The sequence below is a fragment of the Microbacterium sp. F1-18 genome, from assembly GCF_052921305.1.
In genome coordinates this window covers 1-14,772 of sequence record NZ_JBREVD010000004.1, presented here as the reverse complement: position 1 = coordinate 14,772, position 14,772 = coordinate 1, and the positions used below count along the sequence as shown (strand labels likewise).

General features: G+C 70.3%; 13 protein-coding genes. 4 read left to right on the top strand and 9 right to left on the bottom strand.

Annotation, left to right across the window (positions count from 1 at the left end; all coding sequences use genetic code 11):
* The gene (locus tag ACU6RU_RS12055; RefSeq protein ID WP_446726645.1) at positions 1-963 is read left to right on the top strand and encodes a DNA topoisomerase IB; all 963 of its coding nucleotides are present in this window, start codon (positions 1-3) and stop codon (positions 961-963) included.
* A 78-nt stretch (positions 964-1,041) separates the two neighbouring features.
* On the opposite strand, the gene ACU6RU_RS12050 is transcribed toward ACU6RU_RS12055, so the two are convergent.
* From ACU6RU_RS12050 to ACU6RU_RS12015, 8 genes are all read right to left on the bottom strand, one after another.
* Complete coding sequence (locus tag ACU6RU_RS12050; protein ID WP_259455284.1) at positions 1,042-2,436, bottom strand: MFS transporter; 1,395 nt, start codon at positions 2,434-2,436, stop codon at positions 1,042-1,044.
* 154 nt (positions 2,437-2,590) lie between these two features.
* On the bottom strand, positions 2,591-3,361 hold the full coding sequence (locus ACU6RU_RS12045; RefSeq protein ID WP_120263777.1) for an SDR family NAD(P)-dependent oxidoreductase: 771 nt from the start codon (positions 3,359-3,361) through the stop codon (positions 2,591-2,593).
* An 11-nt stretch (positions 3,362-3,372) separates the two neighbouring features.
* Positions 3,373-4,344 carry a 3-hydroxyacyl-CoA dehydrogenase family protein gene (locus ACU6RU_RS12040; RefSeq protein WP_446726644.1) on the bottom strand — a complete coding sequence of 324 codons (972 nt, stop codon included), beginning with the start codon at positions 4,342-4,344 and terminating at the stop codon, positions 3,373-3,375.
* 23 nt (positions 4,345-4,367) lie between these two features.
* Positions 4,368-5,315, bottom strand: coding sequence for a sugar phosphate isomerase/epimerase family protein (locus tag ACU6RU_RS12035; protein WP_120263775.1), 948 nt, complete (start codon positions 5,313-5,315; stop codon positions 4,368-4,370).
* A 93-nt stretch (positions 5,316-5,408) separates the two neighbouring features.
* A complete protein-coding gene (locus tag ACU6RU_RS12030) occupies positions 5,409-6,131 on the bottom strand; it encodes a GntR family transcriptional regulator (RefSeq protein ID WP_120263774.1) in 723 nt (240 codons plus the stop codon).
* A gap of 31 nt (positions 6,132-6,162) precedes the next feature.
* Positions 6,163-6,903, bottom strand: coding sequence for a triose-phosphate isomerase family protein (locus tag ACU6RU_RS12025; RefSeq protein WP_289330649.1), 741 nt, complete (start codon positions 6,901-6,903; stop codon positions 6,163-6,165).
* Between the two features lie 10 nt (positions 6,904-6,913).
* A complete protein-coding gene (locus ACU6RU_RS12020) occupies positions 6,914-7,369 on the bottom strand; it encodes a ribose-5-phosphate isomerase (protein ID WP_120263772.1) in 456 nt (151 codons plus the stop codon).
* A gap of 1 nt (position 7,370) precedes the next feature.
* Complete coding sequence (locus ACU6RU_RS12015) at positions 7,371-9,095, bottom strand: dihydroxyacetone kinase family protein (protein WP_446726643.1); 1,725 nt, start codon at positions 9,093-9,095, stop codon at positions 7,371-7,373.
* Positions 9,096-9,212: 117 nt separating this feature from the next.
* On the opposite strand from ACU6RU_RS12015, the gene ACU6RU_RS12010 reads away from it, so the two are divergent.
* The 3 genes from ACU6RU_RS12010 (at position 9,213) to ACU6RU_RS12000 (ending at position 13,565) form a co-directional block, all read left to right on the top strand.
* On the top strand, positions 9,213-9,617 hold the full coding sequence (locus tag ACU6RU_RS12010) for a fluoride efflux transporter FluC (RefSeq protein WP_259455283.1): 405 nt from the start codon (positions 9,213-9,215) through the stop codon (positions 9,615-9,617).
* Positions 9,614-10,000 carry a fluoride efflux transporter FluC gene (locus tag ACU6RU_RS12005; protein ID WP_259455282.1) on the top strand — a complete coding sequence of 129 codons (387 nt, stop codon included), beginning with the start codon at positions 9,614-9,616 and terminating at the stop codon, positions 9,998-10,000. The genes ACU6RU_RS12010 and ACU6RU_RS12005 overlap by 4 nt, the downstream gene beginning before the upstream one ends.
* A 121-nt stretch (positions 10,001-10,121) precedes the next feature.
* Positions 10,122-13,565, top strand: a complete 3,444-nt coding sequence (locus ACU6RU_RS12000; protein WP_446726642.1) for an efflux RND transporter permease subunit — start codon at positions 10,122-10,124, stop codon at positions 13,563-13,565.
* A 238-nt stretch (positions 13,566-13,803) separates the two neighbouring features.
* On the opposite strand, the gene ACU6RU_RS11995 is transcribed toward ACU6RU_RS12000, so the two are convergent.
* Positions 13,804-14,772, bottom strand: a 969-nt coding sequence (locus ACU6RU_RS11995; protein ID WP_446726641.1) for a hypothetical protein, incomplete at its 5' end; no start/stop codon positions are given.

Here is a 14,772-nt window from a genome sequence, read left to right as displayed (position 1 = left end):
GTGGCGCGGCTCGTCCGGGTCCGGCCCGACGTCGATGCCGGCATCCGCCGCATCCGCGCGGGCAAGGGGTTCCGATACACGGATGCCGCGGGCGCGGCCATCGGCCGGCGCGACCTCGCCCGCATCCGGACGGTCGTCATCCCGCCGGCCTGGCAGGACGTGTGGATCTGCGCGGATCCGCAGGGCCACATCCAGGTCGTCGGCACCGACGACGCGGGACGCCGTCAGTACATCTACCACCCGGACTGGACACGCAGCCGCGACAAGGGCAAGTACGCTCGAGCGCTCCAGCTCGCGGAGTCGCTGCCGCGCGCCCGGTCGCGGGCGACCGCGTCGTTGCGGCGGTCCGACCTCGACCGCGAGCGCGTCCTGGCGGCGGCGTTCCGACTGCTCGACCGCTCGGCGCTTCGGATCGGGTCGCAGCGCTACCTCCTTCAGCACGGCAGCCGCGGACTGACGACGCTTCGACGTCGCGACGCTTCGGTGGCCGACGCCGTCGTCAGCCTGGCCTTCTCGGGCAAGAGCGGGCAGCGGCAGGCGCTCGAGATCCCCGACCCCGATCTCGCCACGGCGATCATGCTCCTGATCGAGGGGCGGCCGTCGTCGCCGCTGCTGGCATGGCAGCGGCAGCGGCGGCGGGTGCCGCTCACCCCGAACGACGTCAACGCGTATGTGCGTGCGCTGACGGGCGGTCCTTTCACCGCGAAGGACTTCCGCACCCTCCGCGGCACCGTCGTCGCGGCGGATGCTCTCGCTCGCATGGGCATCGCCGAGACCGCTCGCGCTGTCCATCAGGCTGAAGTCGAAGCGGTGCGCGCCGCCGCGACGGCGCTGGGGAACACTCCCGCTGTTGCCCGCAGCTCGTACATCGACCCCCGCGTGTTCGAGCGCTACCGGTCGGGGATGCTGCTCGACACGACGGTCTCGCCCGAGTCCGCCATCCGTTCGCTCGTCCTCGGCTGACCGTACAGCCTCGGCGCAACGCCGAAACGGCCCGGGTCGCACGAGGCGACGCCGGGCCGTTCGAGAGAGCGCGACGCGTCAGCGGCGCGTGGTCTCTCCCGAGGTCAGGAGCGCGTCGGCCTTCGAGCTGAAGAACCGGGTCGCCCACATCATGACGGCGGCGAGGAACGCGAACAGTCCGAGCGACACCACGCCCCATGCTCCGCTCTCGGTCGGGACGGCCTCGTTGATCCCCGTGCGCATGATCGGGGCGACGAAGCCGCCGAGGTTGCCGAGGGAGTTGATGAGGCCGATGCCGGCCGCGGCCGCGGCGCCGGTGAGGAACGAGGTCGGGAACGACCACGTGATGGGGCCCGTCGACAGGAACGCCGCGACCGCGACGGTGATCGCGATGATGCCGAGCAGGCCCTGGCCGTTGGCCCCGGCCCACGCCGACACGAGGATGGCCGATCCCGTCACGAGGAAGAACAGCGCACCCCAGACGCGACGGCGGCGCACGGTGTCGGCGTGCTTGCCGACGTAGTAGCAGGCGAACAGGCCGACCGCCCACGGGATGGCCGACACCAGACCGACCTGCCAGCCGACCGACTGGCCGATCAGGTTCGACACCTGCTGCGGCAGGTAGAACGTCGTGCCGTACACCGCGATCTGCAGGCAGAAGTAGATGACGGTGAAGTACCAGACCTTCCAGTTGATGAGCGCCGCGCCGATGCCGCGGGGACCATCCGACTCCTTCACGCTGTCTTCGTGCTCCATCACCGCCTTCAGCGCGGCCTTCTCATCGTCGTCGAGGAACTTCGCCTTCTGCGGCGAATCGACGAGGAAGAACAGCGCGGCGATACCGGCGACGACGGCCATCATGCCCTCGACGAAGAACATCACCTGCCACCCGGCCCACGGGGTGACCTGGTCGCCGATGCTGATCAGGCCGCCCGAGAGGGGAGCGCCGAGCATCTGCGAGAACGGCTGCGCCAGGTAGAACAGCGCGAACATCTGCACGCGGCGCTTGTTGGGGAACCACTGCGCGAGGAACATGATGACGCCGGGGAACAGACCGGCCTCCGTGACGCCCAACAGGAAGCGCAGCACGATGAACATGGTCTCGCCGTTGACGAAGGCGAACAGCGAGGCGACGATTCCCCACGTCACCGCGATACGGGCGAGCCAGAAGCGCGCCCCGAACTTGTCGAGCAGCAGGTTCGAGGGGATCTCGAAGAGCGCGTATCCGATGAAGAAGATGCCGGCTCCGAGGGCGTACGCGCCCGCAGAGATGCCCCGGTCGACTTCGAGAGCGGATTCAGCGAACCCGACGTTCGTGCGGTCGAGGAACGCGACGAAGTACAGGATGATGAGCATCGGCATGAGCCGGTAGGTGGCCTTCTTGATGCCGCTCGCCAGGTGCGGGCTGCTCAGCAGCTCATTCGCGACCGTGACGTTGGCCCGCGTCGCGGGACCGTAGTCCGATGAGGACACAGTGACTCTCCTTCGAGTTCGTGTGAGGTGTGACGAGGTGGCGGCTCAGCCGCCGAGTGAGGGGATGATCAGGACGAGGCCGACGACCACGCAGATCACCCCGATGGCCAGGAACCCGAGGCGTCCGCGCGTCCATTTGCGGTTCACGGGAGCCTCAGTGCATGTAGAGGCCGCCGTCGACGTTCAGGGTCTGGCCCGTCACGAATCCCGCGTCCTCGCTGATCAGATACGCCACGGCCGCGGCGATGTCGGTGGGCGTGCCGATGCGAGGCAGGACGCCGTCGGCGGCCATCGCCGTCTTGCGCTCCTCCGTCAGCGTGCCGCCCATGATGTCGGTGTCGATCGGGCCCGGCGAGATGACGTTCGCCGTGATGCCGAGCGGTCCGAGCTCGCGTGCGACGGAGCGCATCAGACCGATCACCCCCGCCTTCGCCGCCGAGTAGGGCGTCTTCGAGAAGGTGCCGCCGCCGCGCTGCGCCGAGACGGACGAGATGCCCACCAGGCGGCCGACGCCGTTCGTGACGAGGGTGCGTGCAACGCGCTGGGTGACCCAGTGCACGCCGTCGAGGTTGATCGATTCGACGCGGTGCCATTCCTCGGGGGTGACCTCGAGGTACGGCACGGGTGATGAGACGCCCGCGAAGTTCACGAGGGCGACGATCTGCGGCAGCGACGCCTCGAGCGCGTCGATCGCGGCGACGGCCTGCTCGCGGTCGGCCACGTTCGCCCCGACGCCGACGGCCCGAACGCCGTGGGCCTCGGCAACCTCGGCGGCGGTCCGCTCGGCGGCCTGCGCGTCGACGTCGACGATGCCGATGTGCCAGCCGCGCTCGGCCAGGTGGAAGGCGGTCGTGCGGCCGATGCCCCGGGGGCTCGCGGCGCCGGTCAGGATGACGGTGCGTTCAGCGGGGAAGGCGGATGCCATGGCGGGTTCTCTCAGTCCTGTGCGGGGTGGATCGGGGCGGGGCCGAGCTCGTCGATGAGCTTCTTCATCGCGACGTACGCCTTGTTGCGGTAAGCGATGAGCTCCGGCGTGCGCTCGGCGGGCACGTCGAGGAAGCCGGCGCCCGACTTCGTGCCGAGCTTGCCGGCCGACACGAGCTGATCGAGGATGGGCGGCGTCGCGAACCGCTCGGGGAACTCGGTCTGCAGCGACGCGTAGCAGAACGCGTACACGTCGAGTCCGGCCATGTCGGCGATCGCGAAGGGTCCGAAGAACGGCAGGCGGAAGCCGAAGGTCGTGCGGACGATGGTGTCGATGTCCTCGGGAGTGGCCACGCCCTCCTCCACCAGTTGGGTCGCCTCGTGGAAGAGCGCGTACTGCAGGCGGTTGAGCACGAACCCGGTGGCATCCTTGACCCGCGCGGTCTCCTTGCCCGTCGCGGCGACGATGGCCTCGACGACGGGGAGCGCGGCCTCGTCCGTGCCGGCGTGGGGGATCAGCTCGACGCCCGGGATGAAGGGGGCGGGGTTGGAGAAGTGCACGCCGAGGAACCGGCCGGGGTTCGTCACGGCCTCGGCGAGACGCCCGATGAGGATCGTCGAGGTGTTGCTGCCGATGATCGCGTCGGGCGCTGCCGCCGCCGAGATGCGGCGGAGGGTCGCGTGCTTGATCTCGATCTTCTCGGGCACGGCCTCTTCGATGAAGGACGCGCCGGCGACGGCATCCTCGATCGTCATGGCGGTGACGCGGTCGGCGATGACAGCGTCGGCGTCGGCGGGGAAGAGCCCGTCGGCGGCGAACTGCGCGGCCTCGGCGATGAGGCGGTCGCGGTTGCCTCGGGCGACGTCGATGTCGACGTCGGCGATGCGCACGTCGGCGCCGGACAGGGCGAGCGACTGCGCGATGCCGCCGCCCATGTAGCCGCTTCCCACCACCGCGTACACGGGGCGTTCGTTCTCGGTCATGACGTTCTCCTCGTCGGTGTCGGTCAGGCTCCGGCGGTCGCCGGAAGCAGGGAGGTCAGGTAGTCGCGGTTGCGGGCGCAGACGCCGAGGCTGTCGCCGCCGTACTGCTCCATGAGGAAGGGGCCGCGGAACCCGAGTTCGAGCGCGCGGGCGACCATCGCCCGGTAGTTGATGAGGCCGAGCTCCATGCTCGTCGGCGTCGAGGTCTGCCAGCTGCCGTCGGCGGACTCGTCGCGTGCGTAGTTCTTCATGTGCCAGTAGTTGGCGTACGGCAGGGTCTTCTCGTGCATCTCGCGCCAGTCCTCGATGGGGCGGTGCAGGCGCACGAGGTTGCCGATGTCGGGGTTGAGGCCGACGTTGTCGAGCCCGATCTCCTCGATGAGGCGCACGGCGCTGTCGGCGGTGCCGAGATAGGTGTCCTCGTACATCTCGAGCGACATCGGCAGGCCGACGGATGCCGCGTGCTCGCCCAGTTCGCGCAGGCGCCGGACCGCGAGCGCGCGGGTGTCGGCGTCGTCCGGGTCGACGGGGCCCGGGGCCGTCCAGAACCACAGCGCGGCGCGCTGCGCGTCGCTGAAGGGCTGGTGGAGTCCCGTCGAGAACACGCTCATGCCGAGCTCGGCGGCCGCATCGATGGCGCGGTGCGCGTATGCGAGATTCTCTTCACCCTTGCCCGGCTGGATGACGCTCTGTCGCTGCACGTGCACCGAGACGAGCTCGACGCCGTGGCTCGTCGCGATCGACTTCAGCTCCGCGCGGCGGGATGCGGTCAGTTCGGACGGGCGGATGTGGCTGTCCGCGATCTCGACCGCGGTGAAGCCGAGCCGTTCGACCTGCGAGAACACGTCGTTCCAGGTCTCGGCGTCGGCGTCGTGCAGACGCGTCCCGTCTGCGGCGACCGGTGCGAAACCGTGCATGCAGACGGCGATCGGGCCGGGCGTAGGGGCGGACGGGTGCGACGGTGCATTCATGACGACTCCATTGGCGAGCGGGTCCGGTCGAGGACTCCCGTAGATCCTATAGGAAATAGAGAACGCTGCAAGAGCGAATTCCGGGCGACGACGTCAGGCTTGTTCGAGCCCGAGCGATCGCTGGCGCACCTGCTCGAGGTGGTGCAGCATCGACCGCTCCGGGGCGTCGGGGTCGTCGGTGGCGAAGGCGTCGACGAGCGCCTCATGCTCGGCGATCGCCTCGCGCACGTCCGTCACGCCATGCCGGACCGACTGCCGCATCCGGTGCAGCTGGGCTCCGAGGGTCTCGGACATCTCCGTCAGGTATCGATTGCCGCAGTGATCGAACACGACGCGGTGAAACGCCGCGTCGGCGACGAAGTAGGCCGCGGTCAGCTCGAGGTCGGGGGTGCCCGCGCTCAGGGCCTCGATGACACGCTTGCCGATGCTGCGATGCTCCTCCTCCGCGGCACGGAGCTCGTCGAGCATCTCGTCCGAGGCGGGTGTCGCGAGACGCGTGGCGTGGGTCTCGAGCATGATCCGGGCGTCGAAGAGCTCGCGCAGCTGATCGAGTCCGAGGGGCGGGGCGACGCGGTAACCGCGCAGCGCCTCACGCGTGACCAGACCGGTGCGCTCGAGCTGGACGAGCGCTTCGCGCACCGGGGTCTGCGACACGTCGAGCTGACGCGCGATCGTGTCGATCGACAGCCGGCGGCCCGGGACCGCCTCGCCGCTCAGCAGCAGCTGGAGGATGCGCTCGTAGACGTGGTCGCGCAGTCCCCGACGCTCGATCGTCGCATCGAGTCCCCGCAGGTTGCCGTCCCGTGATGCGGTCATCGTCCCTCTTCCGGTTCGCACGGCGCGCGCCTCACCCCGAGAGGGCGTCCACCTCATCGAGGATGTCACGAACTGCGCGCGGGTCGTGCGCGAACCGGCCGAGGAAGAGGCCGTCGACGTCGTCGGAGATCTGCGAGAGCAGTCCTGGTCCTGCGCTGCCGCCGTAGATGATCGAGACCTCGCGATCGACAATGCCGGACTGGGCTCGCAGCCCCGAGCAGACCGCGCGGATGTGGTCGGGCGTCGCAGGTGCCGGAGCGCCGATCGCCCACAGCGGCTCGTAGGCGACGACGACCGCCCCGCGCACGCCCGCATCGTCGGCGTCCGCGAGAGCGCTGCGCACCTGGTCGGCGCACGTGGCGATCGCGGCGTCGATCCCCGCCTCGTCGTCCTCGCCGACGCAGACGACCGGGATGAGGCCGTTCCGGAGAGCTGCGTGGGTCTTGGCCGACACCACGGTCTCGGTCTCGCCGAACATCCGGCGACGTTCGGCATGGCCGACCTCGGCGTAGCGGCATCCGAGCTCGGCGAGCACCGCTCCCGAGACCTCGCCGGTGTAGGCGCCGACATCGTGAACGGCGATGTCCTGCGCCCCGACCGCCAGACGTCCTGCGAGCTCGAGCGCGCCGGGAATCGAGGGGAATTGAGGTGCGACGAAGGCGGTGACCCGGTCACGGGCGGGATGGTCGTCGAGGATCGCCGCGACCGCCGACACCCAGGTCAGCGTGCGGGCGTGCGAGAAATAGGTCTTGAGGCTCGCACCGATGATCATCGGGCGGTCCTCACCCCTCTTCGTACGCGCAGATCTCGCGCACCTTCTCGGCCGAGGCGCTCGAGGTGTCGAAGGTGTAGGTCAGCCATTCCGCAGCCAGACGTCGCGCCAGCTCGATCCCGACGACGCGCTGGCCCATGCACAGCACCTGCGCGTCGTTCGAGAGGATCGACCGCTCGACCGAGTAGGAGTCGTGCGCCGTGACCGCGCGGATGCCGGTGACCTTGTTCGCGGCGATCGCGACACCGAGCCCGGTGCCGCAGATGAGGATCGCGCGATCGGCCTCGCCGTCGCGCACCCGCTCGGCGGCCGCGGTGGCGACCGCGGGGTAGTTGGTGTGGCTGTCGGCGTCCACGCCGACATCGATCACTTCGGCGACCAGGGGGTTCGCCTCCAGGTCGGCCTTGATGCGTTCCTTGTACTCGAAGCCGGCGTCATCCGAGCCGACGATCAGTCGCAGTGCCATGTCAGGCGTCCTCCTTCAGGACATCGAGAACCGTGCGGGTGACCAGTGCGAAAGAGATCGCACCGGGGTCGGGGGTGCCGAGGCTCCGGTCGCCGTGGGTACGGGCTCGACCGAGCCGGGCGGTGAGCTGGGCGGTCGCCTGAGCGGCGGCCTGTGCGGCGTCGGCGGCTGTCTCCCAGGCGTCGAGCAGGGCATCGCCCTGGGCGAGCCGGTCGCGGAGCGTGTCGGCGAACGGCACGATCGCGTCGATCATCGTCTTGTCGCCCACCGTGGCCTTGCCGAACGACATCACGGCATCCTTCATGCGTCCGACGCCGGCCGACAGGATCTCGGCATCGACCGCGTCGTCGTCGCCGAGGGCCGCGCCGAGGTCGAGGAGCATCTCGCCCCAGATCGCGCCCGACGTGCCGCCGCCCTTGTCGGCCCACGCGTCGCCGGCGTGCTGCAATGCCGTCCGCGCGCCCGCACCGGCGGCGATGGCCCGGGATGCCGCGTGCGCGGCGGCGCGGCTGCCGCGCTGCATCCCGATGCCGTGGTCGCCGTCGCCCGCGATGCGGTCGATGCGTCCGAGCTCGTCGGCCTGGTCGTCGAGCATCGCCGCGATGGCCTCGAGGGCGCGGGCGACGACGGCGGCCGCGCGGCGCGACTCCTCTGACGCCGGCCCGATCGCCTCGGTTTCATCGGCCTCGTCGTCGGCGACGGCCGTCACCGCGACCCGGCCGTCCACCGAGCCGCGACGGAACGCGGGGGTGTCGCACGAGGCGTGCCACAGCCGGTCGAGCTCGTCGTCGAGCCACAGCAGAGTGAGCGAGACGCCCGCCATGTCGAAGCTCGTGCAGAACTCGCCGACCTCGGGGGAGACGACCTCGACCCCCGCTTCGGTGAGCAGGCGGTCGACCGCCGCGTACACGACGTAGAGCTCTTCGTACTTCACCGAGCCGAGTCCGTTCAGGATCGGCACCACGCGGCCGGCCGGTGCGGCGTCGTCGGGTCGCTCCGCGAGGAGCCGCTCGACCAGCAGTCGCGCGAGCTCCGAGGCGGTGGGGATGTCGACCTCGTCGATGCCGGGCTCGCCGTGGATGCCGAGGCCGACTGCCATGCGGCCCTCCGGCACCGTGAAGAGCGGCTCGGTGGCGCCGGGCAGGGTGCACCCGCCGAACGCGACGCCGAGCGAGCGGGTGCGGTCGTTGGCGAGCCGCGCGAGGCGCTCGACGTCGTCGAGGTCGAGACCCTCCTCCGCGGCTGCGCCGGCGATCTTGAAGACGACGAGGTCACCGGCGATGCCCCGCCGCTTCTCGCGCTCGTGCGCCGGCGCGCTGGAGATGTCGTCGGTGACCGTCACGGTGCGGCAGTCGACGCCGGAATCGCGAAGGCGGTCCTGGGCTTGCGTGAAGTGCAGGACGTCGCCGGCGTAGTTGCCGTAGCTGAGCAGCACGCCGCGGCCCTCGTGGGCGGCCTTCGCGACGGAGCGCACCTGGTGCGCCGAGGGCGACGCGAACACGTTGCCCATCACCGCGCCGTGCGCGAGGCCCGGACCGACGAGCCCGGCGAACGCGGGGTAGTGGCCGCTGCCGCCCCCCACGACGACAGCGACCGTCGGCTCCGCGCCGCGGGTCGAGCGGACGACGCCTCCCGTGACGGGGCGGACCCACCGGGCGGATGCCGCGACGAAACCGGCGACGGAATCCTCGACGAACTCGTCGGGGTCGTTGAACAGACGCGTCATTGCGTTCTCCTCTGCGATGGGGGGAGCGAACCTTTCGTCGATCCTATAGGAAATGAGCCGAGGTGCGACCCGGAGTGGCGGCATCCGCCGATCGGCCGCCGGGTCTACGGTGGCGACGTGGTCGAGCGGGCGCGCATCTCGCCGCTCACGCTGATCCTCGTCGTGATCGGCGGTGCGGTCGGCGTCGCCGTGCGCGCCGCGTTCACCCTTCCGTTCACGGGATGGGCGCACCCGCTCGCGGTGCCCGCGGTCACGCTCGGCTGCAATCTGCTCGGATCGTTCCTGCTCGGCATCGTCGCGGGCCGGTGGGCTGCCACCCGGCCACGGCTCCGCGCGTTCGCCGGCACCGGCGTGCTCGGCGGTTTCACCACCTACAGCGCCTTCGCCGTGCAATCGATCCAGGTCGCCACCGCCGCGCCGATCGTCGGACTCGCCCTCATCGCGGTCAGCCTCGTCGGGGGTCTCGTCGCCGCGGCACTCGGACTCGCCCTCGGCACCCGCCCCGAAACGGATGCCGCATGAACGGGGTGAGCGCCGGGATGCTCGTGGGCCTCATCGTCGCAGGCGGCCTGGGGGCCGGCATCCGCTACGTCCTCGACGTCGTGCTCATGCGGGGGCGGCGCGACGCCTTCCCCGTCGGCATCCTGGTGATCAACGTCACGGGGTCCGGGCTGCTCGGGCTCCTGACCGGACTCGGCACGCTCGTCGCGCCCGACTGGCTGGCCGTTCTCGGCATCGGCCTGCTGGGCGGATACACGACGTTCAGCACGGTGTCGGTCGAGACGATCCAGCTGATGCGGCGTGGGCGGCGCGACTGGGCGGTCGTGAACCTGGTCGGCACCTTCGCGATGGCCGTCATCGCTGCGGCGATCGGCATCGTCATCGGGGGATTGCTCCCAGGCTGAGCCCACGCTCCGTCGGCGACCGCGTGGGATACTGAAGTCGATACATCCATGTATCGACGAGCGCGTCGCGTTCGCCTGCATCACACCTACCTGCGCCGGTCCGGTGCGCCCGAGGGAACCCGTGTCGAAACTCGCCGTCCTCAGCCTGAAGAACCGCGCTCTGATCGCGCTCATCACGATCGTCGCCGCGGTGTTCGGCGGGCTCGCGCTCACGAACCTCAAGCAGGAGCTCATCCCCTCGATCGAGCTGCCCCAGCTCTCCGTGGTCACGACCTACCCCGGCGCCTCGCCCGAAGTCGTCAACACCGATGTCTCGACCCCCATCGAGACCGCGATCCAGGGTGTTCCCGGGCTCGAGTCGACGACGGCGACCAGCTCGACGAACGCCTCGATCATCCAGGCGTCGTTCACCTACGGCACCGACCTGGCGACCGCCGAGCAGAAGATCCTGCAGGCCATCAACCGCATCGACAGCCAGCTGCCCGACGGGGTCACCCCGAACGTGCTGAGCTTCTCGCTCGACGACCTGCCCGTGATCCAGCTGGCGGTCACCGGCTACGACGACGCCGAATCGGTGCAGGCCCGCCTCGAGAGCACGGTCATCCCCGACCTCGAAGACGTCGACGGCGTCAACGCCGCACAGGTCGTCGGCGGCCGTGTCGAGCGCATCACGATCACCCCCGACCAGACCGCGCTCGCCGAGGCCGGCTTCACGCAGCAGGCCATCCGTGACGCGCTCGACCAGAACGGGGTGCTCTTCCCCGGTGGCGAGATCACCGAGGGCGACCAGTCGCTGACCGTGCAGACCGGCGCGAAGATCGCCTCGGTCGACGAGCTGTCGGCGCTGCCGCTCGTGCCGACGGATGCCGCGCAGCTCGCCGGGGGCACGACCACGATCGGCGACGTCGCCACCGTCGCGCAGGAACCGTCACCGGTCACCTCCATCTCGCGTGTCGACGGCGAGCCGGCGCTGACCATCGCGGTCACCAAGCTGCCCGCCGCCAACACCGTCGACGTGTCGCGCGGCGTGCTCGACGCCCTCCCCGCGCTCGAGGACGACCTCGGCGGCGACGCCCAGTTCACCGTCGTCTTCGACCAGGCTCCGTTCATCGAGCAGTCGATCGAGGCTCTCGCGCAGGAAGGCCTGCTCGGCCTCGTGTTCGCGGTGCTCGTGATCCTCGTCTTCCTGCTGTCAGTGCGCTCGACGATCGTGACCGCGATCTCGATCCCCACGAGCGTGCTCATCACCTTCGTCGGCATCCAGGCGTTCGGCTACTCGCTCAACATCCTGACCCTCGGTGCGCTCACGATCGCCATCGGCCGCGTCGTCGACGACTCGATCGTCGTCATCGAGAACATCAAACGGCACTACGTCGAGGGCGCCGACAAGCTCGCCGCCATCACCCTGGCCGTCCGAGAGGTGGCCGCCGCCATCACGGCGTCGACGATCACCACCGTCGCCGTGTTCCTGCCGATCGCCTTCGTCGGCGACCTGACCGGCGAGCTGTTCCGCCCGTTCGCCCTGACCGTGACCATCGCGATGTCGGCGTCGCTGTTCGTCTCGTTGACGATCGTGCCGGTGCTCGCATACTGGTTCCTCCGTCCGGGCAAGCCTGTCACCACGCCCGACGGCCGCCGCATCGACCCCGAAGACCCCGAGGCGCCGCCGTCGCGGCTGCAGAAGGCCTACCTCCCGATCCTCCGCTGGACCCTCCGCCACTCGGCCGTCACGCTCGTGCTGGCCGTCCTCGTGCTGGGCGGCACCCTGGCCGCTGTGCCGCTGATGAAGACGAACTTCCTCGGCGACTCGGGTCAGAACACCTTCACCATGACGCAGACGCTCGGGCCGGCGGCATCCCTCGAGGCCGAAGACGCCGCCGCGCAGCGCGTCGAAGACGCGATCACCGGGCTCGAGGGCATCGACGCCGTGCAGGTGTCGATCGGCTCGTCCGGATCACAGCTGCGCGACGCCTTCTCTGGCGGGGGCGGCGGAGTGACCTACTCGATCACAACCGACAGCTCGGCCGACCAGCTCGACGTGCGCGATCGCGTGCAGCGTGCCGTGGCCGACCTCGAGGGCGTCGGCGACATCCAGATCGCCGCGGGTGGCGGCGGATTCGGCTCGAGCGACATCGAGATCGACGTGACCGCGCCCGACCAGATGGCGCTGAGCGAAGCGACCGACGCCGTCGTCGCGTCGCTGCAGGATGCCGACGGCGTCAGCCAGGTCACGTCCAACCTCTCGGCCTCGTTGCCCTACATCGCCGTGACCGTCGACCGCGACGCGGCGGCATCCCGCGGCCTGTCGGAGGTCGCGGTGGGGGGCATCGTCTCGGGCACGATGCAACCGCAGTCGATCGGCACCGTCGAGATCGACGACACCTCGCTCACGGTCTACCTCGCGGCGTCGCAGGCACCCGCGTCGATCGACGAGCTGCGGCAGCTCACGATCCCGACCGCCGGCGGGCCCATCCCGCTGCAGGACGTCGCCACCGTCGAGCAGAGCGAGGGGCCGACCTCGATCACGACCCAGCGTGGTCAGCGCACCGCCACGGTCACCGTCACCCCCGCGGGCGACGACCTCAACGCGGCATCCGCTGTGGTCTCCGACGCGCTCGACGCCGTCGAGCTGCCGCAGGGCGCGGATGCCGAGATCGGCGGTGTGCTGACGCAGCAGCAGGATGCCTTCGGGCAGCTCGGACTCGCCGCGCTCGCCGCCATCCTCATCGTCTACATCGTGATGGTCGCGACTTTCAAGTCGCTGCGACAGCCCCTGCTGCTGCTGATCTCGGTGCCGTTCGCGGCGACCGGCGCGATCCTGCTGCAGATCGCGACGGGGGTGCCGCTGGGCGTCGCGTCGCTCATCGGCGTGCTGATGCTCATCGGCATCGTCGTGACCAACGCGATCGTGCTCATCGACCTGGTCAACCAGTACCGCGAGAAGGGGCTGTCGGCCCACGACGCGACCATGGCCGGAGGATCGCGTCGTCTGCGACCGATCCTCATGACCGCGCTCGCGACGATCTTCGCCCTGACGCCCATGGGCCTCGGGATCACCGGGCACGGCGGGTTCATCTCGCAGCCGCTGGCGATCGTCGTCATCGGCGGGCTCATCTCGTCGACGCTGCTGACCCTGCTCGTGCTGCCGACCCTGTACAACCTCGTCGAGGGCGCACGCGAGCGCCGTGAGGCGCGGCGCCGCGGGGACGCGGGTGCGGATGGTGCGGTGGGTGCGGGTGCTGCGGGGGCCGGGGCTGGTGATGGTGCTGGTTTGGCTGCCGGCGCCGGTGCGGCTGGTACGGCCCCGATGACTCGTCGCCAGCGGCGCCTCGCCGAGGCCGCGACGGCCGAGCCCACCCACCTCGTCGTGCCGGTGGACGGCTCGACCGACGCGCCGACGCATCTCGTCATCCCCGTCGCGGCTGACGACCACGCCGGGGCCGACGCCGATACCAGTGCCGGTCGCGCTGTGGAATCGGATGTGCCGGGGGCTGGGCCGTCCCGTCGTCAGGCTCAGCGCATCCCCGGGCCCTCTCGCGGACCCCGTCGCCGTCGTCTGGCCTGATTGCGGCACGTCTCGGGCTCGCGTCGACGCCGCCGCACCGCGGGAATCGGGCCTCGTGCGCTCGGCCCGACGGGCGATCGGCGTCCTCTGTCGGGGCTGTCGACTCGCCGCGATGCAATGGATCGCGCGCGGCGCGCCGTGGCCGGTGGTGACGAGTCGGGGTGTCGTGCCGGAAGCCTTGCGTCGCGGCACCCATCGAGTCCGGGCATCGGCACCGGGTAACCCGGCGGGCGGATTCTCAGGCGGATGCCGTATCGTGGGCGGGTCGGCTCTGGGCAGCGCGTGATCGCGACAGGTTTTGTGAGTCCATGGGGCCGATGGTGAGCGCCGATCGGCGCGCATGACCATCATGTGAATGGCCCCCGGCCGACGGATGTCCGGGTTTGCTCGCGTGCGCGCGGGCGCTGTTCTCGTGCAGAGAACCCAGAAGGACACACCCATGCCCAAGAACAAGAAGCCGGCCGGCGGCCGCGCTCAGAACTTCGAGCCCCGTTACGGCAAGAAGACCTCGTACCAGGACGCGAAGCGTCGCCCCGGACAGTCGTCGGCGGGAACCCCCGGCAGCAAGAGCCCCGGTCACCGCGGCTACCGTGCCGAGAGCGAAGACACCGGTCGCAAGAACCGCTGGTCCTCGCAGGACCGTGCGGGTCGTGACGAAGCCCGCAGCATCCGCTCGCAGGCGCGCGATGACCGCGGCGGACGCGGCGAGCGTTCTTTCCGCGATGACCGCGGCGGTCGCGATGACCGCGCACCGCGGGAGCAGCGCGGCTACGGAAACGATCGTCGATCGGATGCCGGTGGCCGCCGCCCCTATGAGGCGCAGCCGCGCGACGATCGCCGCACCTTCGGCGACGCGCGGCCCTCCTTCCGTGATGACCGTCCCCGTCGTGACGACCGCCCGGCTCGTTCGTTCGATGACCGGCCGCCTCGTGATTTCAGTGACCGCCCGAATCGTGATGACCGTCCGCGTCGTGACTCCGGCGACCGCCCGGCTCGTTCGTTCGGCGACCGTCCGCGTCGTGACTTCTCGGACCGCCCGAATCGTGATGACCGTCCCCGTCGTGACTTCGGCGACCGTCCGGCTCGTTCGTTCGGCGATCGTCCGCGTCGTGACTTCTCGGACCGCCCGAACCGTGATGACCGTCCCCGTCGTGACTTCGGCGACCGTCCGGCTCGTTCGTTCGATGATCGTCCGCGTCGTGACTTC

Coding starts and splice junctions, on each gene's coding strand:
- ACU6RU_RS12045 (WP_120263777.1), bottom strand. CDS start 3,361: ATGGCATCCGCCTTCCCCGCTGAACGCACCGTCATCCTGACCGGCGCC.
- ACU6RU_RS12030 (WP_120263774.1), bottom strand. CDS start 6,131: ATGACCGCATCACGGGACGGCAACCTGCGGGGACTCGATGCGACGATC.
- ACU6RU_RS12020 (WP_120263772.1), bottom strand. CDS start 7,369: ATGGCACTGCGACTGATCGTCGGCTCGGATGACGCCGGCTTCGAGTAC.
- ACU6RU_RS12005 (WP_259455282.1), top strand. CDS start 9,614: ATGAACGGGGTGAGCGCCGGGATGCTCGTGGGCCTCATCGTCGCAGGC.
- ACU6RU_RS12015 (WP_446726643.1), bottom strand. CDS start 9,095: ATGACGCGTCTGTTCAACGACCCCGACGAGTTCGTCGAGGATTCCGTC.
- ACU6RU_RS12035 (WP_120263775.1), bottom strand. CDS start 5,315: ATGAATGCACCGTCGCACCCGTCCGCCCCTACGCCCGGCCCGATCGCC.
- ACU6RU_RS12040 (WP_446726644.1), bottom strand. CDS start 4,344: ATGACCGAGAACGAACGCCCCGTGTACGCGGTGGTGGGAAGCGGCTAC.
- ACU6RU_RS12025 (WP_289330649.1), bottom strand. CDS start 6,903: ATGATCATCGGTGCGAGCCTCAAGACCTATTTCTCGCACGCCCGCACG.